This is a genomic window from Streptomyces sp. NPDC029169 (assembly GCF_055563935.1).
The window spans coordinates 75,671-97,958 of sequence record NZ_JBVHXA010000020.1 but is presented as its reverse complement, the minus strand read 5'-3'; the positions used below and the strand labels follow the sequence as shown (position 1 = coordinate 97,958).

Below are 22,288 nucleotides of genomic sequence, written 5' to 3'. Positions count from 1 at the left end.
GTCCTCGACGGAAAGAACCACGAAACCAGGGGGAACAATGCTGCTCGTCACCGGTGTCTCCGGCGGTCTCGGCTCGCTCGTCGCGGAGCGCCTCGCCGGTCGCGACGACGTCGTCCTCGGCACCCGCGCCGGACTGCCCGGGACGCGTCCCGTCGACTTCGACGAGCCCGCCGGCCTGCCGGAGGCCTTCGCCGGGGTGGACACGCTGCTGATGATCTCGGCGGGGTACGGCGAGGACGACACCGTCATCGCCCGGCACGAGGCCGCGATATCCGCCGCCGAGGCGGCCGGGGTCGGCCACATCGTCTACACCAGCCTCTCCGGCGACGGCGACCACCTCACGTACTCCCTCGCGCACCGCTGGACCGAGCGGCGGCTCCAGCGGTCGAGCGTGAACTGGACGATCCTGCGCAACGGCCTGTACGCCGAGTTCCTGACGTGGATCGCGACCCCGGACGCCGACAACCGCATCACCGGCCCCCTCGGCGAGGGGCGGCTCGCCGCCGTGGCCCGCGAGGACCTCGCCGACATCGCGGTCGCCGTCGCCACCGCGCCGGCCGCGCATGCCGGCCGCACGTACGAGCTCGTCGGCGAACGCCCGCTCGGCGGGGCCGACCTGGCGCGGGCGCTGGGTGCCGAGTACGCGCCCGGCACGATCGCGGAGGCGCGGGCGGCGATCGCCGCGTCGGGGGCCGTGCCGTTCCAGGTCCCGATGCTGACGGGCACGTACTCGGCGATCGCGCACGGCTTCATGGACGGCACGGGGGTGAAGAGCGACCTGCGGGAGCTGCTGGGGCGTGAGCCACTGGACGCGCTCGAGGTGTTCGTGGCGGCCGTACGCCGGGGGTAGGCCCAGGCATACCGTGCGGACGCCCTCCAGTGGTCGTGATCGGCGGACGCGGAAACGGTTCGCTTGAACCATGACTTCAACCGCCGTACGACTCACCGACCTTCACCGCCACCACGGCGACGTCCGCGCCCTGGACGGTGTCGACCTGGACTTCCGTACCGGGACCTTCACCGCCGTCATGGGGCCCTCCGGCTCCGGCAAGTCCACGCTGCTCCAGTGCGCGGCGGGCCTCGACCGGCCCACGAGCGGGACGGTCGAGGTGGGCGGGGTGGCCCTGGAAGGGCTGAGCGAGCGGCGGCTGACGCTGCTGCGGCGGGACCGGATCGGGTTCGTCTTCCAGTCGTTCAACCTGCTGCCCTCGCTGACGGCCGCGCAGAACGTGGCGCTGCCGCTGCGGCTGGCGGGGCGACGGGTGTCCCGGGGCGAGGTGCGGGCGGCGCTGGAACGGGTCGGTCTTGGCGGGCGGGAGAAGCACCGGCCCGGGGAGCTTTCGGGCGGACAGCAGCAACGGGTCGCGATCGCCCGGGCGTTGATCACCCGGCCCGCGGTGCTCTTCGGGGACGAGCCGACCGGGGCCCTGGACTCCACCACGAGCCGCGAGGTACTGACGATGCTGCGGGAGCTGGTGGACCGGGACGGCCAGACGATCGTCATGGTGACCCACGACCCGGCGGCGGCGGCCCGGGCGGACCGGGTGGTCTTCCTGGTCGACGGGCGGGTGGAGGGTGAGCTGCACGCCCCGACGGTGGAACGGGTCGCGACCCGAATGACCGGCCTGGAGACGGGGCGGGCGGCGGGGCGTGCCGTCGATCCGGTGGCGGAAGGTGCCGTCGATCCGGTGGCAGGGCGTGCCGCCGAACCGGCCACGGGGCGTGCCACCGGACCGGACGCGGACGCGGCGTCGGAGGCCGGCGCGGAGGCCCGCTCCGGTCCGGACGCGGACCCGGCGTCGGAGGCCGCCCCGGAGGCCGGGTCCGGCCGGGAGGCCGAGGCAGGGGCGGGGGTCGTCGCGTGTTGACCGTCGTGCTTTCCGGGCTGCGGGCCCGGTGGGCCGCCTTCCTCGGCAGCTTCGTCGCCCTCGCCCTCGGCGTGGGGCTTCTCACCACCATGGGTCTCGGCCTCTCCGCCACCTTCGACGCGCCCGAGCGCGCCCCGCAGCGGTTCGCCTCCGCACCCGTGGTCGTGAAGGGGCGGGACGCGGTCACCGTCGACGTACGGCGGGGTCCGGACACGGCCACCGTCTCTCGGAAGCTCGACCGTCCACAGCCTGTGGATACCGAACTGCTGCGCGACCTCAAGGCCCGCTGGACCGTCACCACCGCCGGCGGCCCGGACGCCGTCGGCGTCCACGGCCCCGCCGCCGAGGTCCGCGAGCTCGTCGGCGACCGGGCCCAGGTGCTCACCGGGAACGACCGCCGGCTCGCCGACCCCGAGCCGGAGCGGGACGCCGAGGCGCTCGTCGCCCTCAACGCCCTCCTCGGCACCGCCGGAGGCGTCACCACCTTCGTCTCCGTCTTCGTCGTCGCCTCCACGTTCGCGTTCGCGGTCGCCCTGCGGCGACGCGAGTTCGGGCTGCTGAGGACGGCGGGCGCGACCCCCGGTCAGGTGCGGCGGATGCTGCTCGCGGAGGCCTCGGGGGTCGGGGTCCTCGCCTCGGCCACCGGGTGCGCGCTGGGCGCGTGGGGTGCGCCGTGGCTGGCGCGGGTGCTCGTGGACGGCGATCTCGCCCCGGAGTGGTTCGCGATCGGCGGCGCCACGTGGCCGTTCCACACCGCGTTCTGGACGGGGGTGACCGTCGCCCTCGCGGGGGCCGTCGCCGCCTCGCGGCGGGCGGGGAAGATCGGTCCGGCGGCGGCGCTGCGCGAGGCGGACGTCGACACGGACGTCCTGCCGCTCGGCCGGGCGCTGCTCGCCACGGGGCTGCTGCTCGCGGGCGCCGGGCTGCTCGTCTGGACCTGTGTCACCGAGCCGTCGGAGCTGCTCAAGCGCAAGACGTACACGACCCTGCCGATGCTCCTGATCACCGGCGTCGCGCTGCTCGCCCCGGTGCTCGTCCGGCCGGTGGCGCGGGCGCTGCGGCTGCCGGGGGTGACGGGGATGCTCGTACGGGAGAACAGCGCGGCGGCCGTCCGCCGTACCGCCGCCGTCGCCGCGCCCGTCCTGGTCACGGTCGCGCTGGCCGGCTCGCTGCTTGGGTCGGCGACGACGGTCACGAGCACGAAGGCGGCGGAGGCGCGGGAGCAGACGCGGGCGGAGTGGGTGGTGACCGGCGAGAACCTGCGGCCGGTGCCGGGCGCGTCTGCGTCGGGCGCCACCTCCGTCTTCGCACGGGACGGGGCGGAGGCCCTGGTGAAGTACGGGGCGCGGGCGGTGGCCGACCCGGCGGCCTTCGCGACCCTGGCGCGGCTGCCGGTGGTGGCCGGGGACGTGGCCGACCTCGACGACCGGTCGATCGTCGTCAACGAGGAGTGGGAGCGGCGGACGGTCGGCGACGTGGTGGAGGTGTGGCGCGCGGACGGGAGCGGGCCGGTGAAGCTGCGGGTCGTGGCGGTCCTGGCGCTCGGGACGGGCGACAACGGACCGTATGTGACGCGGGCGAACGCGCCGGGGGCGGCGGTAGACCGGATCGAGGCGCGGGGCGTGGGCGCGGAGGCGCTGGCGGCGGCGGGCGGGACGGTACGGACCGCGGACGCCTGGGCGGCCGCCACGCACCCGACGACCAGCCCGCAGACCCGCCTCGGCCTGCTCCTGGTGCTCGGCATCGCCCTCGTCTACACGGTGATCGCCCTCGCCAACACGCTGCTGATGGCGACGTCGGTACGGGGCGGGGAGCTGGCCTCCCTCCGCCTGGCGGGCGCCACCCGGGCGCAGATCCTGCGCGTCGTGACGGGCGAGGCGGCCGTGGCCGTGACGATCGGCGCGGTCCTGGGCGTGGCGGTGACCGCGCTGTGCCTGGGCGCCCAGGCCGCGGCCCTGGCGACCCTGTCGGCCCCGGTCTCCGTCTCGGTCCCCTGGTCCGCCGTGGCCGCGGCGGCGGGCGCGTGCGCGGCGGCGGCGATCGCCTCGGCGGCGGTGCCCGCGTGGCGCCTGACGCGCTGAGCGGCGACAGTTGGGTGAACGGGGCGGTGACCGGGGTCGGAGCCGGGTCACCGCCCCGTCCTCGGCAGGACCGTCGACCGCCCAGCCCTCGGCAGCACCGTCAACATCGGGGCGCACGGGACACGACCGCGCTACTGGAGGCACTGGCACGCGCCCTGGGCGCGGCCGATACCGACTCCGTCGCGTACTACGCAGAACTGCTGGAAGTCGGCCTGGGCGACACCCCGGCCCGCAAGACCTGGAGGAAATTGATGAGCGTGGGCAGCTTCTTCCCCGGCCGAGGGACTCTCGTCGAGGAGACGTTCCTGAAGGGCAAGGCCGAAGGCGAGGCGGAGGGCGAGGCCAAGGGTAAGGCGGAAGGCAAGGCGGAGGCCGTGCTGCGGGTGCTCGCCGCACGAGGGATCGAGGTCCCTGAGGCCGCCGCCCGGCGCATCTCCTCGTGCACCGACACCGGCCTCCTCGACACCTGGCTCGACCGCGCGATCACGGCCACCGATGCCGAGGAGCTGTTCGCCGACTGACGTGCCCCGGGGCGGCCCCCCTACGGCACCAGGATCAACTTCCCCCGCACGCGGCCCGATTCGCTGAGTTCCTGGGCCCTGGCCGCCTCCTTCAGGGGGAGTATCTCCGCCAGGCGGATCGTCAGGGCGCCGCTCGCCGCCAGGGACGCGTGGGTCGTGAGGCCCGAGCGGACCGTGGCCGGGGATTCCATGACGCCCGAGAAGACGATTCCGTGCTCCTCCGCGTCCGGCGCCGCGATCGTCACGATGCGGTCCTTCGCGCCGCCCATCAGCTCGATCGAGACCGGCAGCGTGTCGTGGCCCGCCGCGTCGAAGACCGCGGCGCTCTTCCACAAGGCGGCTTGAGCGGGCGCCGCGTCAGCCGAGCGCCGCGTCAGCCGGGCGCCGCGTCAGCCGGGCGCCGCGTCAGCCGGGCGCCGCGTGAGCCGGGCGTTGTCAGTGGTGGGTGTCAGACTCGCGCCCATGAGCGAGAGGTGGGCGCTGGCCGCCGAGGCGGAGGGGGACGGGGCACGGCTCGTCCCCCTCGGTCCCGACGGGCTGCCCGCCGGACCCGTCCTGCGCGAGCCGGACCTCGTCGAGGCCGTCCGCTCCCGGCCCGGCGTCGCCCGCTGGGTGTGGCGGTCCACCGCCGAGGTCCATCCGCGGCTCCTCGCCGCCGGGGTGCGCGTCGAGCGGTGTTACGACATCGAGGTCGCCGAGGGCCTCCTGCTCGGCCACGAGGGGCGGCTCGGGGAGCCCCGGTCCGCCGCGGCCGCCCTCGCGCGGCTGCGGAACGCTCCCGTACCGCCCGATCCGCCCCAACGCGCCGCCGAGCCCGGCTCGCAGGACTCCCTCTTCGAGCCGGGCCCCGGCACCACGGCCGTGCCCTTCGACGACCTCCTCGCCGTCTACGCCGAGCAGCAGCGCCGCCACAACCGGGCAGAGCACCCGGGGCGGATGCGGCTGCTCACGGCCGCCGAGTCCGCGGGCATGCTCGTAGCCCTCGAGATGAACCGAGCGGGGATCCCCTGGCGGGCCGACGTGCACCGGGAGGTGCTGCACGAGCTGCTGGGCGAGCGGTACGCGGGCGGCGGGGAGCCCCGTCGCCTCGCCGAGCTCGCCGACGAGGTCTCGGCCGCCTTCGGCCGCCGGGTCCGCCCCGATCTGCCCGCCGACGTCGTCAGGGCCTTCGCCCAGGCCGGCATCCGGGTGCGGTCCACCCGCCGCTGGGAGCTGGAGGAGCTCGACCACCCGGCGGTGGCGCCGCTCATCGCGTACAAGAAGCTGTACCGGATCTGGACCGCCCACGGCTGGTCCTGGCTCCAGGACTGGGTGCGCGACGGCCGGTTCCGCCCCGAGTACCTGCCCGGGGGAACGGTCAGCGGCCGCTGGACGACCAACGGCGGCGGCGCGCTGCAGATCCCCAAGGTCATCCGGCGGGCCGTGGTGGCCGACGAGGGCTGGCGCCTCGTGGTCGCCGACGCCGACCAGATGGAGCCCCGGGTCCTGGCCGCGATCTCCCGCGACCCCGGTCTGATGGAGGTCGCCGGGCACCCCGACGACCTGTACACGCGGCTGTCGGACCGGGCGTTCTCCGGCGACCGCGACCACGCCAAGCTCGCCCTCCTCGGGGCGATCTACGGGCAGACCAGCGGCGACGGCCTGAAGAACCTGGCCGCGCTGCGCCGCCGCTTCCCGCGCGCCGTGGCCTACGTCGACGACGCGGCGAAGGCGGGCGAGGAGGGCCGGCTCGTACGGACCTGGCTGGGCCGGACCAGCCCGAAGGCCGTCGGCGCCGGCGCGGACGAGGAGGCGGGCATCCCTCAGGAGGGCGGCGCCGACTCCGAACCGGCCTCCGGGGAGGGCGAGTTCACGCCCGGCTACGCCTCCAGCAACGCGCGGGCGCGCGGCCGGTTCACCCGTAACTTCGTCGTCCAGGGCAGCGCCGCGGACTGGGCCCTCGTGATGCTCGCCGCGTTGCGCCGCGCCACGGCCGGCATGCGGGCCGAACTGGTCTTCTTCCAGCACGACGAGGTGATCGTCCACTGCCCGGCGGAGGAGGCGGAGGCGGTGACTGAAGCGGTCCGGGCCGCCGGCGACGAGGCGGGGCGGATCGCCTTCGGCCCGACCCCGGTCCGCTTCCCCTTCACGACGGCGACGGTGGAGCGGTACGCGGACGCGAAGTGAGGGGCGGGGGCGGGCGGGGGGCTGGCGACTGCGGTCGGCGTCGCCCCCCGGGCGGTCGGCGTCACGCTCGTGCGAGCGTGGTGACCGGATGCGCGGAGTCGGGCGCGGAGTCGGGCGCGGGCGTCGTGACCGGGGACGCGGAGGTGGGCCGGGTCCCCCGTGCCCGGCCCACCTGCTCCTCGTCGGGGCGCTACTTCGCCTCGAACTTGGCCCACTTGTCGTTGAGGGCGATCGCCTTGAGCTGCTCCGTCGTCAGCGCAGGCTCGGGGCGCGTCGCGTCCTCGTGCTGCGCGCCCGTGTTGAACGCGGAGACCACGACCCGGAACCCGGACTTCGTCATCGTGTCGGCCATCCACCAGACCACACCCGCGCCGCCCTTCTCCCCGGGCTGCTGGGTCACCTTCAGGAACCGCCCGTCGGGCAGCGGCGTGGTGCCGCCGTAGAGCTCCCCGGCGACATCGCCCATGCCGTTCTGCACGTTGATCTGGACGAGGCTCCTGCCCTTGCCGTCGTCCACGACCACGTACGCGAACTCGCCGTCGCCGCCCTTGGAGACCACCGTCAGCCCCTTGGGGACCAGCGACCGCAGGGTCGCCCGCACGGCAGCGCCGTCGATCTCCGGCGGCGCGGTGACGGCGCCCGGCTTGAGCTCCTGGTCCTTCGCCATGGGCAGCCGCTTGAGCAGCGGCCGCCAGCCCTCGGCGGTGATCAGGGTCTTCAGCTGGGCGGGGCTGAAGGGCGGGTCCGTCCGCGTGACGGCGGAGTCCTTCTCCGTGGGGGCGTTGTACTCGCCCACGTCGACCAAGAACCCGTCCTTCGTGAGCAGGACCGCCCGCCAGTTCTTGGTCTCCGTGCGCTTGTCCGGGTACTCGTAGCCCTGGAAGATCATCAGCCGGTCGCCGTTCGCGAGCTTCTCGCTCGTGCAGGCGTCGTGCGGCACGAAGGTCTTGTCCGGGCACGTCACCTGGCCCGCGCCGGCCTCCTGGGTGTCCCCGGCCCGGTTGAGGCCGACCGTGACCCCCGCCTCGCCCCTGCCGTCGTCGTAGACGCCGGTGACGTACGCACCCGTGCCGTTCTCATCGGTGATGGTCCACGTTCCCGCGGGGGTGTTCGCCGTCAGGACGGCCGCCATGTCCCTGACCGGGATCTGCGGCTCGGGCTGCATCTTGTCGGCTGGTACGGCCTTGTCCCAGGCGCTCTGGCCCACCCCGTCCCCGCCCGGCTTCGGCGCGGCGACCGAGGAGCCCTTGGCCTTCCCGCCCGCACCCAGCAGGTCCCCGCCGTAGACCCCGCCGACGCCCACCACGGCGAACGCCAGCACCCCGCCGGTCACCGCCGCCGCGCGGCGGCGCCGCAGCTTGCGCCTGCCTCGCGTCAGGCCGCCGGCCACCAGCACGCGGCCGTCGTCCGCCGCGAACCCGTCGCCGGTACGGCGCAGGGCCGCACCGAGCTCGTCCTCGAAACCGTCGTGTCCCTCGTTCAGAGGCATGCCGAATCACCGTCTCCGGTCCGTGAGTGAAAGAAGAAGTTTCAGAAGCTGAGAAGCTCAGCGGGACGCGAACTCGACGATGCTGCCGCCGAGCCGCTCCCGAAGCTTGCCGAGCGCCCGCACCGAGCGGGTGCGGACCGCCGCGGAGCTCACATGGAGCGCGTCGGCCGTCTCCTCGACGCTGCGGTCCTCCCAGTACCGCAGCACCACCACGGCCCGGTCCTTGGGCGCGAGGGCCGCGAGCGCGTCGAGCAGGGCGATCCGCAGCGCCGGGTCGTCAGCGCCCTCCGGCGCCCGGTCGGGCAGCTCGCCGAGTGGCCGCTCGGTCGCGGAGCGTCGCCGCCGGTGGCTGAGGAAGGTGCGGACCAGGACGGTCTGCGCGTACCCGGCCGGGTTGCCGATGCGCTGGGCGCGCCCCCACAGGACGTACATCCGGCCCAGCGTCTCCTGCACCAGGTCCTCGGCGAGATGGGTGTCGCCGCTGGTCAGCAGGCATGCCGACCGGAACAGATGACCCGTCCTGGCGGCTGCGAACTCCAGGAACCCGTCCGCTCGGGACTGTCTCATGCCCCTCCCCTCCGTCGCGGTCGCCGTACACCTCAATGACGCGATGGGCCCGGGGAAATGTTTCACACGAGATTCGTGCGGGGTCGTACGAGGCCGTACGAGTTCGAGGACGTGAGAATGTCCCAGAATGCTCAGGATTGGGTATCTCTGGAACATGAACGGTTTTCTCGTGGATTCCGCAGGGGTCACGATGGCCGGCGTCTGGCAGTCCGGGCTGGCCCAGGTTCTCGGCGGCCTGATCGTGGTCGCCGTGCTGATCGGCGCGTTCTGGCTGGGGATGAGGATCAGGGACAAGGAGTCCCCGACGCCCAAGCCCGAGGAGCAGCCGCACCGGCCCGAGGACGCCGGACTTCCCGGCGAGGCGTCCGAGTACCGCAGGCCCGCCGAGATGCCGCAGACCGACGGCGAGCACCGGCTCATGCCGTACGAGTTGAAGGGCGGCGGCACGTCGGGCAGCGAGACCTCGCCCGACCCGCCGAGCGAGGAGAAGCGCAAGTGGGGCGGGATCTCCAGCGGCGGCTTCGGCAGCGGCGGGCCGGGGCACGGCGACTGACCTCCGTCGCGTCCTGTCTCACGGAGGTTGCGACCGGTGGCCCACGCGGTGAATCACAGCGCTCACGGCGATCACGACGATCACGTCGAGGAGCAGGCGACGCGATTGCGGGCAGTCGCGTACCAGATGCTGGGCTCCTACGACGAGGCGGACGAGGCGGTCCGGGAGGCGCGGCGAGAGAGCGGCACGACTGCCGACACCGGGGAGATGACGGCGGTCGTGGCGCGGGTCTGTCTGGCCATGCTCCGGTCCCGCGAGTCGCGGCGGGAGGACCCGTGGGATCCGTGGGCCGGGGGTGAACCCGGCCGGCCGTACCGTTCCGAGGAGCTCGCGCTGGACACGCTGACGCCCGCCGAGCGGGTGGCGTTCGTGCTGCACGACATGTTCGCGGTGCCCGTCGACGCCATCGCGCCGATCGTGGAGCGCACCCCGGCGGCCACCCGGCAGCTCGTGAGCCGCGCGAGCACACGCGTACGGGGCACGGAGGAGATGCCGGAGCCGGACCTGTCGCGCCAGCGGGAGGTCGTGGCCGCGCTGCTCACCGCCGCGCGCGCCGGAGACTCCGACGCGCTGCGCGCGCTGCTCGATCCGGACGTGCTTCTCCGGGCGGACGCGGCGGCAGTACGAGCCGGCACGACGACCGCCCACGGACCACGGGCGGTCGCGGAGCGCCTCGCCGAGCGGACACGGACGGCCCGGATGGCGCGCGTGGACGGAGCGGCCGGTCTGGTGGAGGCGGCGCCGGACGGCGGCCTCAGGTCGGTGATCGCCTTCACGGTGATCGAGGGCCGCGTCACGGCCGTCGACGTCCTGATGGACCCGGGCCACCTCGGTCGCCTGGACGTGGAGGTCCTGGGGGACTGAGGTCGCGGCAGGGCCGTCACCCTTCCCGTACGCGAGGAGCCGTCACCCTTCCCGTACGCGAGGAGCCGTCACCCTTCCCGTACGCGAGGAGCCGTCACCCTTCCCGTACGCGAGGAGGCGACGCCGGCCGTACGGTGACGGGCTCCGCCGCCTCCGCGGGCAGTTCGCGCCGCGTCCGTACCGGCGAGAGGAGCACCGGCAGGAACGCAGTGGCGAGCAGCGCCCCGCCCACCCACAGGGTGGGGTGGAGGCCCACGAGTTCGCCGAGGAGGCCGGAGACGGCGGCGCCGATCGCGAGGGCCCCGGTGAGCAGGAAGCGGAAGGTCGCGTTCATGCGGCCGAGCAGCGCGTCCGGGGTCATCCGCTGGCGCAGGCTCACGCCGAGGACGTTGTCCATGCCGGTCTTGAACATGGCGAGCAGCCACCCGGCGCCCGCGATCCACAGCCAGGGGCCGTGTCCGACGAGCGGCACGAGAAGCCCGGCGGGGGCGAGGACGAGACCGGCGAGGCCCATGGCGCGGCCATGACCGAGGCGGGTCGCCACGGCGCGTGCGCACCGGGCGCCGAGGAGCAGGCCGACGCCGCCGGCCGCCCAGTAGATACCCAGGACACCGGCGGAGAGCCCGAGTTCGCGGACGAAGAGCACCGGCATCATCGTGTTGAGGATCTGCGAGCCGAGGTTGACGAGCGCGGCGGACAGGGCGAGCGCCCGCAGCTCCCTGTTGCCGAGGACATGCCGTACCCCCGTGGCGATCTGGGCGCGCAGCGGCTCCCGGGGCTCACCGGCCGGTGCGGCAGGGGCCTTCGGTGCGGCGGCGGCCTCCTTCAGCCACAGGAGCCGTACGGCTGAGGCCAGATGGCTCACCGCCGTACCCGCCACCGCGAGCGGAGCGGTGAGCAGCTGGACGAGGCCGCCGCCCGCGCCCCGTCCCGCCACATTGGTGACGGCCATCAGGCTGACCATGGCCGCGTTGGCCTGGACGAGTCCGTCACGGCCGACGAACCGGGGCAGGATGCTCTGGCCCGTGACGTCGTAGAAGACGGTGGCGCAGCCGCTGAGCAGGACGACGGCGTAGAGCTGGGCCAGGGTCAGAGCGTCGCACCACCACGCCACGGGCACGGAGGCGAAGAGCAGTCCCCGTACCGTGTCCGCCACGATCAGCACCCGGCGCTGCGGCAGCCGGTCCACCCACGCTCCGGCGGGAAGGCCGATGAGCAGGAAGGCGAGGGTGGAGAGCGTGGCGAGCGCCCCGACCTCGCCGGGGCTCGCGTCCAGGGCCTGGACGGCGATCAGCGGTACGGCGACGTATCCGACGTTGGTGCCGAGCTGGCTGAGGACGGCCGCGGAGAAGAGCGTACGGAAGTCGGGAACGCGCCACGGTGAGTCGGATCGCATGGATGTGAACCTGCCCCACCCCGACGCGACAGCACAAGCGAATAGATCTACAACGACAGTTAAGCCAGGCTAAACTGATGCCGCGTCCACCACGCCCATCGGCCGGCCCGCGCGGTCCGCGATGTGCGCCGGCGCTTCGATGCCCGCCGGCAGGACCGGGTCGGCGATCGGGGTGCCGAAGGTGGTGACGACCGGAAGGACCCCGGCCCACAGCCCCAGTTCCGCATCCGGGCTGTCGCCGTCGTCCGGCGGACCGGAGGCGATCTTCACCGACGCCTCGGTGAGGTCGAGGGCCAGCAGCGAGGTCGCCGCGAGCTCCTTCCGGCTGGGCTGCCGGGCGTACTCCCACTGACCCGGCGCGCACTGCTCGGTGAGCGCCCGCAGCCCCCGCAGCTTCTCCTCCGGGTCGGTCACCTCCCGCGGAACGCCGTAGATCATCGCGCAGCGGTAGTTGACGCCGTGCTCGAAGACGGAACGGGCGAGCACGAGGCCGTCGACGTGCGTGACGGTGACACAGACGGTGGCGTCGGGCGCCTGGACCAGGCTGCGGCTGGCGACCGAGCCGTGGACGTAGAGCCGGTCGCCCTCGGTGCCGTACGCCGTGGGCACCACCATCGGGGTGCCGTCGACGGTGACGCCGAGGTGGCAGAGGAACCCCGCGGCGAGCACCGCCTCCAGATCGGCGCGCCGGTGGCTGCCCTTGTGGCGCATCCGGCGCAGCCGCGTGCGCTCGGTGGGGGCGAGGTCGTCCGGGGCGGTGCTCATGGTGTCCTCTTCGTGTGTCGTGCGGGCGTGGCGTGCGTGGCGTTGATGTTTTGGGCTGTTCTTCGGGGTGTTCTACGGGTTTCAGCCGCGGGCCGCCACCGGTGCCCGCCTGTCGGAACGGCGCCCGGCCGCCAGCGAGTCGCAGATCTCGCCCGCGCGCACCGCGGCCATCGACAGCAGGTTCGCGGTGATGCCGTGGCTGTGCTCGGTGCCGCCCATCAGATAGACACCGGCCTCCAGTTCGGGCCCGGTGTGCACCCGGTAGTCGCGGCGTACGCGCAGCCGGCCGTCCTCGTCGCGGGCGCAGACCGCGTCCAGCTCGCCGAGCAGCCGGGCCGGGTCGGGCTCGCTGTACCCGGTGGCGTACACGACGGCGTCGGCCGTGAGCGCCTCGGTCGCGCCCGTCGCCAGGTTCCGTACCGTCACGCGCACCTCGTCCGGCCCCTCCTCGACCGACGTCAGCCGCGAGGCGCCCATGATGCGCAGTCGCTGCTCGCCGCGGACCTTCTCCTGGTAGGAGCGGCGGTAGAGCTCCTCGATGAGGTCCATGTCCACCACGCCGTAGTTGGTGTTGCGGTGGTAGTCCATCAGCGTGCGGCGCACCTCGGGCTCGGCGCCGTGGTAGAGGTCGACGGCCTCCGGGTCGAAGATGCGGTTCGCGTACGGGCTGTCGTCGGCGGGGCTGTAGCCGTAGCGGGTGTGGACGGCGACGACCTCGGCGTTCTCGTACGTACGGTGCAGATGGTCGGCGATCTCGGCGGCGCTCTGCCCGGCGCCCGCCACGACGAAGCGGCGCGGGTCCGGGGTCGGGAGCGCGGCGAGACGGTGCAGGAACTCGCTGCTGTGCCAGAGGCGTTCGGAGGACGCGATGCCTTCGGGGAGACGCGGTACGAGACCGGTGCCGAGGACCAGGTTGCGCGCCCGGTAGGTCACCGCCTCGGCCTCCCCGAACGCGGCGACGTCGACCTCGACGACCGGTCCCGCCTGGGTGACGGACCGGATGGCGGTGACCTCCAGGCCGTAACGGACCATGTGGTCCACGCCGTCGGCGGCCCACTGGAGGTAGTCGTGGAACTCCTCACGGGTGGGGAACAGCACCTTGTGGTTGATGAAGTCGACGAGCCGGCCGCGGTCGTGGAGGTACGGGACGAAGCCGAAGCGGCTGGTCGGATTGCGCATCGTGGCCAGGTCCTTGAGGAACGAGACCTGCATGGTGGCGTCCGGGATCAGCATGCCGCGGTGCCAGCCGAAGGCGGGCTGCTTCTCCAGGAAGACGGCGGTGAGCTTCTCGTCGGGCGCGGCCTGCTCGTTGTACTCCTCGATGGCGATGGCCAGGGCGAGGTTGGCGGGGCCGAAGCCGACGCCGACGACGTCGTAGACGGGCGTGGTCTCGTTCATGGCGGGGCCCTACTTTCTTGTCTTGGGTTCGAACGGGTCAGGCGGAACGGGTGGCGGTGACGGCGAAGCAGCCGGCGGCGAGGAGAAGCGCGAGCAGGAGCCCCGTACCGGCGAAGGAGAGGAAGACGGCGGCGATCAGCAGGGTCACGACGGCGGTGGTGCGCAGGGCGCGCCCGGTGCCGCGGGCCCGGAGGGCGGCGCCCGCCGCGGCCACGTACAGCAGCAGGAAGCCGCTGCTGGTGACGATGAGGACGAGCTCTTCACCGGTGCCGGTGAGGGTGAGGGCGCCGAGGACGGCGGTGTAGGCGAGGGTCAGGGCGACGGTCGCGGGCACCGGCCGGTCGGCGAGCGCGCGGGGCAGGATGCGGTCGCGGGCGGCGGCCCGGACGACGCGGGTGGCGCCGAGGACCCAGGCGTTGGTGGCGACGACGGCGAGACCGAGGGCGAGCAGGTTGCCCGCGACGGCACCGGCCTCGCCGAGGGAGGCGCCCAACAGGGCGGTGATGACGACGGGTTCGTCGCCGGGCACGGCGAGGTAGGCGGCGGTGACGGCGGCGTACAGGAGTCCGACGATGGGGACGGCCCAGCGGATCGCGCGGCGGTAGCTGCGGGCGGGGTCGTCGACCTGCTCGGCGAGGGTGGAGACGTTCTCCCAGCCGAGGAAGGAGAAGAAGGCGGTGACGACGGCGATGCCGACGCCGCCCCAGCCGTGCGTGAGGAACGGCGTGTACTCCCCCGCGTCGAACCGCGGCGCGGCGAGGACGACGGCCCCGCCGAGCCCGAGGAGCAGCACGACGAGCGAGGCGGCCTGGACGCGGGCGCCGGCGGTGAGGCCGAGCAGGGTGAAGGCGGCGGAGAGGGCCATGAAGCCCATGGCGATCGGGTAGACGGGACCGTCGGGCTGGCCGAGCAGGCCGAGCAGACAGCGGGCGGAGACGATGCCCATGACGGGGTTGCCGATGACGTACGTGGCGACGAGCAGCAGCGCGGCGGCCCGCCCGGGCCTCGGCCCGAACCCGGCACTCACCATGGCGGCGAGCCCGGAGGCGTCGGGCCGCCAGGCGGACATCTCCGCGAAGAAGCGGGCGAAAGGATACGAGCAGACCGCGAGCGCCAGCCACGCGAGCACGGAGGCCGGCCCGGCCTGCCGCTCGGTCAGCCCGGGCACCAGCAGAATGCCGGTCCCGACGAGGCTGCTGACGTAGAACACGACGAGAGCCCGAACACCGAGCTTCCCGGCCGCCTCGTCTCCGACAGACGCGGGACGGGCCATGAGGTCCGTCATGGGTGTCACCTCCAGGGGGTGGGGGGGTTGAGGGGGCGGGGAAGAGCGACTGGGTTTCGAGGGCGCCGGGCCCTGACGGGCTGGCGGCGACCGGGTGAGCCGGGCCGGGCCGTCCCGTCCCGCCCCCCGTTGTGGGCCTTCATCCCGCTGGTTTCGGGACGGGTGGGCACACGGGACGGCGCCCTCGCCGGGCCCAGGCTCCCGGTGCCTGCGTTGCACACAGGTGCGGCGCCGTCGTGGGTTGTGCGCACCGTTCCGCAGGGCAGCGCCGTCGTGCCTGCCATGCCCGGCCGTGCCGGATATGGCGGACGGCGGCCGGGCTCGGATCACGTCAGGCGCCCGACAGGACGTCCAGGGCTTCCGCGGCGGCGAGTTCGGCTGCCGCTGGGGCCGTCTTGAAGCCCGCGCCGGACCAGCCCGTCGCGAGGACGATCCGGCTGCCGGGACGTTCGCGGCCGAGGTGGGGCAGGGAGTGCGGGGTGTACAGGTCGACGCCCTGCCGTCCGCCGAGGAAGCGGGTCGACGGGTCCGCGAGCCAGGGCCAGCGGACCGCCCCGCCCTGGCGTATGTACGCCACGTGCTCGTCGGTGAGCGTGTCCTCGCCGCCCGCGGGTATGTCCCACTCGTCGACGGGCCGCCCGGCCATGTACCCGCCGGCCGCCTCCCCGGTGACCTGGGGCCGCCCCCACACCCCGGTCACCATGTCGACGACGGTCGGCAGACCGGCCGTGTCCGGGTGGTGGAAGAAGCCGTAGCGGATGCTCTTCGTCCGGCCCGCGTCCGAGCCGCTCAGCCGGTGCCCGGCGATCGCACCGGTGCCGCTGCCCGCCGCCAGGACGACGGCCAGGGCCTCGACGGGCCCGCCCGGCTCCAGCAGGACCCGCACCCGTTCGGCGCCCGGCGGCGCGACCAGCTCCCGCACACGGGCGGGCAGCAGCCGCGCCCCGTGGGCCAGGGCCCGGTCCCGGTACACGCGGGCGGTGCGCGGCGGATCCGCGTAGCCGCCCTCCGGCTCCCACACGGCCGCGGTCACCCCGTCGACGGAAAGCCCCGGGAAGCGCTCCCTCAGCGACCCCGGTGCCAGCAACTCGGCTGGTACCCCGGCCCCGTTGAGCTCCGCGATCCCCTTCTCCGCCTGCTCCAGGTCCGCGTCGCCGCACAGCACGAGCGACCCGGTCGGCACGAACCCGTACGGCCCCGGCACCAGCGCCGCGGGACCCCAGGCCAGCTGGTGGCTGCGCAGAGCGAGTCCCCGCAGGTACGGATCGGCCTCGAAGGCCCGTACGAGCCCCCCGGACCAGGCGGTCGCATGGTCCCGGCGCCCGTCCATCGGCGCGACGAGCGCCACCCGCGCACCCTGCCGGGCGAGCACGGCGGCGGTCGCGGAGCCGACGACTCCGGCGCCGACGACGATCACGTCGTAGGCCCGGCCGCGGTGACCCCCCGCGCTTGGGGCCGAAGCGGGTGCGGGCACGGGTACGAGGTCCCAGCCCACACTCCCCTCCACCGGCTCCCCGAGCGCGGTGAACGCCCGGTCGGCATGGGCGCGTACGGCGGCCAGTAGGGTACGGCCGGTCCGCTCCGGGTCCTCCGTGAGGGCGCGGGTGGCCGCCGCGAAGGCGGCCATGACGTGCGTCTCCGGTCCTCCCCGCATCCGGGCCACCCTGGCGTCGCGGCGCGCGTCCCCGAGGAGTTCGGCGAACTCGTCGACCGCGCAGTCGTCGGTGAAGTACAACTCCCCGCCGAACCCGGCCGCCCGCCACTCCCGCCCGGCCCGCGCGGCCCCACCGTGCGTCCCGCACACGACGAGGGCGGTGAGCGCTGCGGCGTCGGGACCGGGCTCGGCAACCAGATCCGGTACGGGTACGGCTGGCACGGCTGGTACGGCTGGTACGGCTGGTACGGCGGCCCCGGGCGCGAGCGGGCCCACGCCCGGCACGGCACCGGTCGCCGGTCCGCTCCCGTCCGAGACGACCGGCCCGGCCGGCAGCCGGCCACCAACGGCACCAGCACCGGAACCGAGGCCCGAATCGGCGACGGACCCCCAGCCCGGGTCCCCGCGCCACTCGTCCCGTACGAGCCGCGCCAGGCCCTCCCCGTACACCGTCCCGTCGTGCGTGACGGCGATCCGGGTGTGGCCCGCGGACCGTACGGCCCTACGCAGGTCCCGGGCCTGGGCGCGGTCGTCCGGGCACCAGCGCAGGACCGTTCCCGCGCTGTCGGCCAGGAGGTCGGGCGTCGTGGCCAGCGGCAGCAGGACCGGGAGCCCGCCCGCCCGGTAGACGGGCAGGGCGGCGCGCGCACCGGCGCTGTTGAAGTGGCCGATCACCAGCGTGTGCCGGCCCTCGGCGACGACGGCCTCGGCGATCTGCCGGGCGGTCTCCGCCTCTCCCCGGTCGTCGTACAGCTCCCAGTCGACGCCCCCGTGGAGCGCCGCGGCCCGCTCCAGATGCTCCCCCCAGGCGGCGCGGCCCCCCGAGAAGGGCCCCACAACCGCACCACGCGCCCGAGCGAACCCGGCCCCCGTGGACTCCGCCGACTCAGCCAACTCAGCCACTGAAGACCGTCCCGGGCCAGGCCGGCACCGGCGCCCCGGGGGACATCGGCGCCAGGGCGGCCGCGTCCACGCGTCGGATCTCCGGCAGGCCGAGGAGCTCCGCGAGCCGGGCCGAGCCGTACGGCAGAGCCGGCGCGGCCCAGGCCGCGAGCGCGGCGGCGACGGCGAGCTGCGCGGCGAGCGCGGCGCGGTGAGCCGGGGCTCCGTCCGGCCGCTCCGCCTCGAAGCCGTTGACGTACCCGAAGTCCTCGGCGAGTGCGACCACTTCGTCGAGCAGCGCGACCGCGCGCCGGGCGTCGTACCCCTCGACCCCGTACGCCTCCCGCAGCTGCCCGACGGTCTCCGTCAGCCGGGCGCGCAGCCGCTCCCAGGCCGCCCCCTGCGGGGCCTCGGCCGGTACGGCACCCCCGTTCTCGCCGACGGCGGTGAACAGCCGGCCGAGCCAGCCGTCCCAACGGTCCGCGAGCCGGGCCCGGCTGATCTCCAGGGCGGCCGGACTGAAGCTGGTCTGCCGCCCGTTGGGCCGGTCCGACAGCACGTGGTAGCGCAGCACGTCCGCGCTCGTACGGGCCAGCTCCTCGTGCGCCCAGATGGCGTGGCGCCGGCTGGTGGAGAACTTCAGCCCTTCGAGCCGGTAGAACTCGTTGACGACGAACGCCTTGGGCAGCGCGATCTCCGCGTCGTACGCCCGGAACGCCGCCGGGAACAGCACCGCGTGGAAGTACCCGTTGTCGAAGCCGAAGAACTGCACGGGCGCGGGCGCGGGCCCTGTCTCCCCCGCACCGGTCCACTCCAGCAGGTATCCGGGGGCCATCTCGAACCACACGTAGATCCGCTGCTCGGTGAAGCCCGCGACCGGTACCGGAACACCCCATGCGGAGGGGTGGCTGACCGCGATCTCCGGCAGCCCCTCGGCCCGCATCCTCTCGCACAGCGACCGCAGGTGCGGCGGCATGTCGACCTCCGCCCAGAAGGCGGTGAGCTGCTCCTCGAAGGGCGCGAGGGGGAAGTAGAGCCGCTCGCAGTCGCGGAGTTCGGGGGTGTCGCCGCAGACGGTGCAGACCGGGTCGATCAGGTCGGCGCAGTCGTTGGGACGGCCGCAGGGCTCGCAGGCGTTGCCGTTGGAGCCGGAGCCGCAGTGCGGGCAGTCGCCCTTGAGGTACGCCTCGTAGAGCCAGCGCTCGCAGCCGGTGCAGTACGGCAGCGGCCGCGTACGGGCGACGATGTGCCCGGCGTCGTACAGCCGCTGGAAGAACTCCTGGACGGCCGTCTGGTAGCCGATGTCACGGCGCGGGCGGACGATCGCGTCGAAGTCGGCGCCGGCCTGCCGCCAGACGGACTCGATGGAGGCGCCGTAGCCGTCGGCGACCTCCTCACCCTTGCGCCCGCCGTCGTTGAGGCCGCGGACGGGGACGTAGCTCTGGTGGTCGTCGAGGCCGGTGGTGTACCGGACGGTCCCGGTCCCCTCGGCGGCCAGGAAGCGGCGCAGCACGTCGCCGGCGAGGTATGGGCCGGCGAGGTGGCCGATGTGCAGGTCGCCGTTGGGCGTGGGCGGGGTGGCGGTGATCCAGTGCGTCGCACTCACGCGGCGACCTCCTCGTTCTCGGTCTCGTTCTCGGTACGGATGGCGGGTTCGCGAAGCGGCCAGTAGAGGGAGACCCAACTCAGCTCCATGTCACCCCTGTTGTGGACGACGTGCTCCTGGTTGCGGGGCAGGACGACGAGGTCGCCGGCGCGGAACGGCGGTTCAAGCACGCCGTCGAGGGTCACGCTGCCGGTGCCGGAGAGGATGAGCATGACCTCGTCCTGGTTGTGGCAGTCGGGGTCGGAGTCGCCGCCGGGCGCGAGGAAACAGGCCATGGCGCCGACCGGCGGCTCCTCGTCACCGCCGGCCCACGGGATGAGCCGCTGGCAGGCGAGGCCGAACTCCTCCTTGGCGGAACTCCGGTCGATGCGGAAGCGGTTCGGGGTGCGATCGGCCATGGCGACTCCTCTGCGGTGAACCGGCCGGGCCGGCTGGGTGGTGGTGGCGCCGCCGCCGTACGGGGTGACGGCGACGGCCGGCTGCCCCGGGGGCGGGATGGGTGCGGTGAAGGGCATACGGGTCTCCGGGAGCGGAGGGCGGACACAGGACGACCGAGCAGGCACGCGTAGTGGGCGACGTACAGCGCGGGTTACGTACGACGGGGGGCGGGGGGCCGGAGGGCCCGGGGGGCTGAGCGGACCGAGCGGACCGAGGGGACCGCGAGGACCGGGGTACCGAGGGGACCGGAGGGACCGAGCGGACCCGGAGGGACCGAGCGGACCCGGAGGGACCGAGCGGACCAAGGAGACCGGGGTCACCCCAGCCGCCACCCCCACCCTCACCCCACCTCGAACCCCCGCACCGCCGCGAGCGGGATCCGGGCGAGTCCGGCCATGACCTGGCGCGGCCCGGCGCCCCACCCGTACCGCCGCTTCAGCGGGGCGAAGTGCGTGGCGATGAGCGCGAGGAGCGGCCCGAGGTCGTCCGGCGTGGCGCCGAGCAGGGCGAGGAGCTGTTCGGTACGGGTCACCCCCGCCCCCGGCCCGATCCCGTGGACCGCCGCGTCCTGCCAGGTGGCGCCGGCGCTGCGGGCCACCACGGTGTTGTGCAGGGCGAAGCCCTGGTTGTCGCGGGCGTGGATGCCGACCGGGGCAGCGACGGTGGCGCGGGCGGACTGGACGAGCTCGATCACCCGCTCGGGGCGGAGCGAGCCGAGCGAGTCGACGAGGAAGACGGCGTCGAGCGGGCCGAGCGCCGCCGTGTCGTCGAGACAGCGGTCGAGTTCGGGGTACGAGGCGAGGTCGATCTCCTTGAGGAGGAGGCAGACGCCGAACCCGGCGTCCCTCAGCCGGCCGAGCGGGGCGGCGGCGCGCGCCACCTGGTCGTAACGGACGGCGAGGCGCACCAGGCCGACGGGGAGCGGGAGACCGCCGATCAGGTCGGCGATCCGGTCGGCCGCGGCGACGGAACCGGCGTCCACCAAGGGGAGTTCGGCGGCGTCGAGCAGGACGGCGAACCGCGGCCCGTGCCACTCCGCGCGGGCGGCGACCGTAATGCCGTCCGGCAGTACGCCGCCCGGTCGCTGCCGGCCGGCCGGGTCGTGGACGCGTCCCAGCTCGACGACGTCGATGCCGAGCCGCGCGCAGACCGTGAGGTAGTCGGCGACCAGCTGGGGTGACGGGGTGGCGCCCGTGAGCTGCCCGCTGGTGCGCAGGGTGCAGTCGAGCAGCGTCATACGGTCATCCCCAGCCGGTGTCGTTCGTGGCGGGACCGGGGGCGGGAGCGCCCCAGCCGGTGTCGTAGGTGCCGCTGACGACCGCCGCTCCCCACCCCGTGTCATCGGTGTCGCCGGCGATCTGCGTGGCGGTGCCCGTGGCCAGGCCCGCGAGGGCGAGGGCGAGGGTCAGGGTGGTGAGCACGGTGCTGCGATTCCGCCGCTTCATGTCGTCTGCTCTCTCTTCCGCGTCGAGTGGATCCGAGTAAGTCGGATCAAGTCCGGGTGATTTCAAGGGTTGTGCGTGGCTCGCGTGCTTCACGAGCTCTGTGAGCTTTGACCTTGTGGGCGGTGAGATGAACGTATCCGGGATTGCATGACTATCGAGCGGACCGCATGGCTCATTAGGCTGCATGGCAACAAGAGGACGCCGTTACAAGCGGGGGTAAAGGTGGCGATACCGGACAGAATTGAGCGGCCCGAGGGGCCCACGGCCGACTCGACGGAGGACGACCCGACGGCCCGCGTCTACACAGCGGTACTCGGCCGTGACCCGGCCCACCCGCCGCACCCCGCGGACCTGGCCGAGGAGCTCGAACTCCCGTTGTCGCGCGTGGAGTCCGCGGTGTCGGCCCTGCTGGACATGGGCCTGCTGCGGCGCACCCCCGGGCGGGGCGTGCTGCCGCTACCGCCGGACGAGGCGATCCAGCGCACCCTGGGCCCACTGGAGCGCGAGATGCGGGCCCGGCGCCTGCACATGGAGCGCACCCGGGAACAGCTGATGGCGTTCATGCCGCTCTACGAAACCCATCTGGCACAGCTGACCCATCTCCGGCAGACGGAGTACGTCGAGGTCCTCACCGACCTCCGGGCGGTCCGCGAGGCCATCACCGAGCTGGGCCGCACCTGCGAGAGCGAGGTCATGACGGCCCAGCCGGGCGGCGGCCGCCGCGCGGAGGTCCTGGAGGAGGCGGTCGCCCGCGACGAGGAACTCCTGCGCCGCGGTATCCGGATGCGCATGCTCTACCAGCACACGGCCCGCTTCTCCCCGGGCACCTGCGCCTACGTCGAACGGGTCGGCAAGCTGGGCGCCCAGGTGCGCACGCTGGACGACGAGTTCATGCGGATGCTGGTCTTCGACCGCGCGACGGCGGTCATCCCGGTCCCCGACGACCCGCACGCGGCGGTCCTGATCCGCGAACCCCACGTGGTCTCGTTCATGGTCGGCGCGTACGAACGGCTCTGGCTGGAGGGGCTTCCGTTCGAGACCGAGTGGGACCGCCAGACCATCATGGACATCTCCGACGAACTCAAGCAGACGATCGTCCGCCTCCTCACCGAGGGCCTGACCGACGCCGCGATCGCCCGCCGCCTGGGCCTCTCGGTCCGCAGCTGCCGCCGCCACGTCGCGGACGTGATGGCAGCCCTGGGCGCCGAAAGCCGCTTCCAGGCCGGCTACCTCCTGGCCCAACAGGACCGCGACCAGCCGCCGGGATGACCGTTCCCGAACCAGCGGCGGACCGCCCCGGGGCAGGTCCG

Annotated in this window: 20 protein-coding genes; 8 read left to right on the top strand and 12 right to left on the bottom strand. The window is 74.0% G+C overall.

Translation table 11 applies throughout. The features are described from left to right. Positions 1 to 37: 37 nt before the first annotated feature. The 4 genes from ACZ4VI_RS30205 (at position 38) to ACZ4VI_RS30190 (ending at position 4,470) form a co-directional block, all read left to right on the top strand. Positions 38 to 850, top strand: a complete 813-nt coding sequence (locus ACZ4VI_RS30205) for an NAD(P)H-binding protein (protein WP_468004342.1) — start codon at positions 38 to 40, stop codon at positions 848 to 850. Positions 851 to 920: 70 nt separating this feature from the next. Beyond that, entirely contained in the window at positions 921 to 1,868 is a 948-nt protein-coding gene (locus tag ACZ4VI_RS30200; protein WP_468004340.1) for an ABC transporter ATP-binding protein, read from the top strand. Beyond that, complete coding sequence (locus ACZ4VI_RS30195; protein WP_468004338.1) at positions 1,862 to 3,949, top strand: ABC transporter permease; 2,088 nt, start codon at positions 1,862 to 1,864, stop codon at positions 3,947 to 3,949. Before ACZ4VI_RS30200 ends, ACZ4VI_RS30195 begins: the two co-directional genes overlap by 7 nt. 251 nt (positions 3,950 to 4,200) lie before the next feature. Continuing rightward, on the top strand, positions 4,201 to 4,470 hold the full coding sequence (locus ACZ4VI_RS30190) for a hypothetical protein (protein WP_468004336.1): 270 nt from the start codon (positions 4,201 to 4,203) through the stop codon (positions 4,468 to 4,470). Between the two features lie 20 nt (positions 4,471 to 4,490). Here the strand turns inward: ACZ4VI_RS30190 and ACZ4VI_RS30185 are convergent, their stop codons facing one another. Next, positions 4,491 to 4,805 carry a zinc-binding dehydrogenase gene (locus tag ACZ4VI_RS30185; protein WP_468004334.1) on the bottom strand — a complete coding sequence of 105 codons (315 nt, stop codon included), beginning with the start codon at positions 4,803 to 4,805 and terminating at the stop codon, positions 4,491 to 4,493. A gap of 127 nt (positions 4,806 to 4,932) precedes the next feature. Here ACZ4VI_RS30185 and ACZ4VI_RS30180 point away from each other — a divergent pair, with 127 nt between their 5' ends. Next, on the top strand, positions 4,933 to 6,636 hold the full coding sequence (locus ACZ4VI_RS30180) for a bifunctional 3'-5' exonuclease/DNA polymerase (RefSeq protein ID WP_468004332.1): 1,704 nt from the start codon (positions 4,933 to 4,935) through the stop codon (positions 6,634 to 6,636). A 190-nt stretch (positions 6,637 to 6,826) separates the two neighbouring features. Here the strand turns inward: ACZ4VI_RS30180 and ACZ4VI_RS30175 are convergent, their stop codons facing one another. Both ACZ4VI_RS30175 and ACZ4VI_RS30170 read right to left on the bottom strand, forming a co-directional pair. Next, positions 6,827 to 8,125: a hypothetical protein gene (locus ACZ4VI_RS30175; RefSeq protein WP_468004331.1), complete on the bottom strand. Its 1,299-nt coding sequence runs from the start codon at positions 8,123 to 8,125 to the stop codon at positions 6,827 to 6,829. A 57-nt stretch (positions 8,126 to 8,182) separates the two neighbouring features. Continuing rightward, positions 8,183 to 8,692 (bottom strand): SigE family RNA polymerase sigma factor, encoded by a 510-nt coding sequence (locus ACZ4VI_RS30170; protein ID WP_468004329.1) that lies wholly within the window; start codon positions 8,690 to 8,692, stop codon positions 8,183 to 8,185. A gap of 127 nt (positions 8,693 to 8,819) precedes the next feature. Here ACZ4VI_RS30170 and ACZ4VI_RS30165 point away from each other — a divergent pair, with 127 nt between their 5' ends. Then, positions 8,820 to 9,245: a DUF6479 family protein gene (locus tag ACZ4VI_RS30165; protein ID WP_468004327.1), complete on the top strand. Its 426-nt coding sequence runs from the start codon at positions 8,820 to 8,822 to the stop codon at positions 9,243 to 9,245. A 48-nt stretch (positions 9,246 to 9,293) separates the two neighbouring features. Beyond that, positions 9,294 to 10,109 (top strand): sigma-70 family RNA polymerase sigma factor family protein, encoded by an 816-nt coding sequence (locus ACZ4VI_RS30160; RefSeq protein ID WP_468004325.1) that lies wholly within the window; start codon positions 9,294 to 9,296, stop codon positions 10,107 to 10,109. Positions 10,110 to 10,203: 94 nt separating this feature from the next. Here ACZ4VI_RS30160 and ACZ4VI_RS30155 read toward each other — a convergent pair whose 3' ends face one another. The 9 genes from ACZ4VI_RS30155 to ACZ4VI_RS30115 all read right to left on the bottom strand — a co-directional run bounded on the left by ACZ4VI_RS30155 (position 10,204) and on the right by ACZ4VI_RS30115 (position 20,978). Next, positions 10,204 to 11,505, bottom strand: coding sequence for an MFS transporter (locus ACZ4VI_RS30155; protein WP_468004323.1), 1,302 nt, complete (start codon positions 11,503 to 11,505; stop codon positions 10,204 to 10,206). 69 nt (positions 11,506 to 11,574) lie between these two features. Next, complete coding sequence (locus tag ACZ4VI_RS30150) at positions 11,575 to 12,270, bottom strand: pyridoxamine 5'-phosphate oxidase family protein (protein ID WP_468004321.1); 696 nt, start codon at positions 12,268 to 12,270, stop codon at positions 11,575 to 11,577. Between the two features lie 81 nt (positions 12,271 to 12,351). After that, on the bottom strand, positions 12,352 to 13,668 hold the full coding sequence (locus ACZ4VI_RS30145; protein WP_468004319.1) for a lysine N(6)-hydroxylase/L-ornithine N(5)-oxygenase family protein: 1,317 nt from the start codon (positions 13,666 to 13,668) through the stop codon (positions 12,352 to 12,354). A 37-nt stretch (positions 13,669 to 13,705) separates the two neighbouring features. Beyond that, on the bottom strand, positions 13,706 to 14,953 hold the full coding sequence (locus ACZ4VI_RS30140; RefSeq protein WP_468004317.1) for an APC family permease: 1,248 nt from the start codon (positions 14,951 to 14,953) through the stop codon (positions 13,706 to 13,708). A gap of 331 nt (positions 14,954 to 15,284) precedes the next feature. Further along, positions 15,285 to 17,444, bottom strand: coding sequence for an FAD-dependent oxidoreductase (locus ACZ4VI_RS30135; RefSeq protein WP_468004315.1), 2,160 nt, complete (start codon positions 17,442 to 17,444; stop codon positions 15,285 to 15,287). A gap of 58 nt (positions 17,445 to 17,502) precedes the next feature. Continuing rightward, positions 17,503 to 19,095, bottom strand: coding sequence for a methionine--tRNA ligase (locus tag ACZ4VI_RS30130; protein ID WP_468004313.1), 1,593 nt, complete (start codon positions 19,093 to 19,095; stop codon positions 17,503 to 17,505). After that, complete coding sequence (locus tag ACZ4VI_RS30125) at positions 19,092 to 19,610, bottom strand: cupin domain-containing protein (RefSeq protein ID WP_468004312.1); 519 nt, start codon at positions 19,608 to 19,610, stop codon at positions 19,092 to 19,094. The genes ACZ4VI_RS30130 and ACZ4VI_RS30125 overlap by 4 nt, the downstream gene beginning before the upstream one ends. Positions 19,611 to 19,873: 263 nt before the next feature. After that, entirely contained in the window at positions 19,874 to 20,770 is an 897-nt protein-coding gene (locus tag ACZ4VI_RS30120) for a beta/alpha barrel domain-containing protein (protein ID WP_468004310.1), read from the bottom strand. A gap of 4 nt (positions 20,771 to 20,774) precedes the next feature. After that, a complete protein-coding gene (locus tag ACZ4VI_RS30115) occupies positions 20,775 to 20,978 on the bottom strand; it encodes a hypothetical protein (RefSeq protein ID WP_468004308.1) in 204 nt (67 codons plus the stop codon). 222 nt (positions 20,979 to 21,200) lie between these two features. Here ACZ4VI_RS30115 and ACZ4VI_RS30110 point away from each other — a divergent pair, with 222 nt between their 5' ends. Further along, complete coding sequence (locus tag ACZ4VI_RS30110; RefSeq protein ID WP_468004306.1) at positions 21,201 to 22,247, top strand: LuxR C-terminal-related transcriptional regulator; 1,047 nt, start codon at positions 21,201 to 21,203, stop codon at positions 22,245 to 22,247. Positions 22,248 to 22,288 lie beyond the last annotated feature (41 nt).

Excerpts from the sequence above, each read along its gene's own strand:
- ACZ4VI_RS30205 (WP_468004342.1), top strand. The coding sequence starts at position 38 with ATGCTGCTCGTCACCGGTGTCTCCGGCGGTCTCGGCTCGCTCGTCGCG.
- ACZ4VI_RS30200 (WP_468004340.1), top strand. The coding sequence starts at position 921 with ATGACTTCAACCGCCGTACGACTCACCGACCTTCACCGCCACCACGGC.
- ACZ4VI_RS30190 (WP_468004336.1), top strand. The coding sequence starts at position 4,201 with ATGAGCGTGGGCAGCTTCTTCCCCGGCCGAGGGACTCTCGTCGAGGAG.
- ACZ4VI_RS30180 (WP_468004332.1), top strand. The coding sequence starts at position 4,933 with ATGAGCGAGAGGTGGGCGCTGGCCGCCGAGGCGGAGGGGGACGGGGCA.
- ACZ4VI_RS30175 (WP_468004331.1), bottom strand. The coding sequence starts at position 8,125 with ATGCCTCTGAACGAGGGACACGACGGTTTCGAGGACGAGCTCGGTGCG.
- ACZ4VI_RS30170 (WP_468004329.1), bottom strand. The coding sequence starts at position 8,692 with ATGAGACAGTCCCGAGCGGACGGGTTCCTGGAGTTCGCAGCCGCCAGG.
- ACZ4VI_RS30165 (WP_468004327.1), top strand. The coding sequence starts at position 8,820 with ATGCTCAGGATTGGGTATCTCTGGAACATGAACGGTTTTCTCGTGGAT.
- ACZ4VI_RS30155 (WP_468004323.1), bottom strand. The coding sequence starts at position 11,505 with ATGCGATCCGACTCACCGTGGCGCGTTCCCGACTTCCGTACGCTCTTC.
- ACZ4VI_RS30150 (WP_468004321.1), bottom strand. The coding sequence starts at position 12,270 with ATGAGCACCGCCCCGGACGACCTCGCCCCCACCGAGCGCACGCGGCTG.
- ACZ4VI_RS30145 (WP_468004319.1), bottom strand. The coding sequence starts at position 13,668 with ATGAACGAGACCACGCCCGTCTACGACGTCGTCGGCGTCGGCTTCGGC.
- ACZ4VI_RS30140 (WP_468004317.1), bottom strand. The coding sequence starts at position 14,953 with ATGACGGACCTCATGGCCCGTCCCGCGTCTGTCGGAGACGAGGCGGCC.
- ACZ4VI_RS30125 (WP_468004312.1), bottom strand. The coding sequence starts at position 19,610 with ATGCCCTTCACCGCACCCATCCCGCCCCCGGGGCAGCCGGCCGTCGCC.
- ACZ4VI_RS30120 (WP_468004310.1), bottom strand. The coding sequence starts at position 20,770 with ATGACGCTGCTCGACTGCACCCTGCGCACCAGCGGGCAGCTCACGGGC.
- ACZ4VI_RS30115 (WP_468004308.1), bottom strand. The coding sequence starts at position 20,978 with ATGAAGCGGCGGAATCGCAGCACCGTGCTCACCACCCTGACCCTCGCC.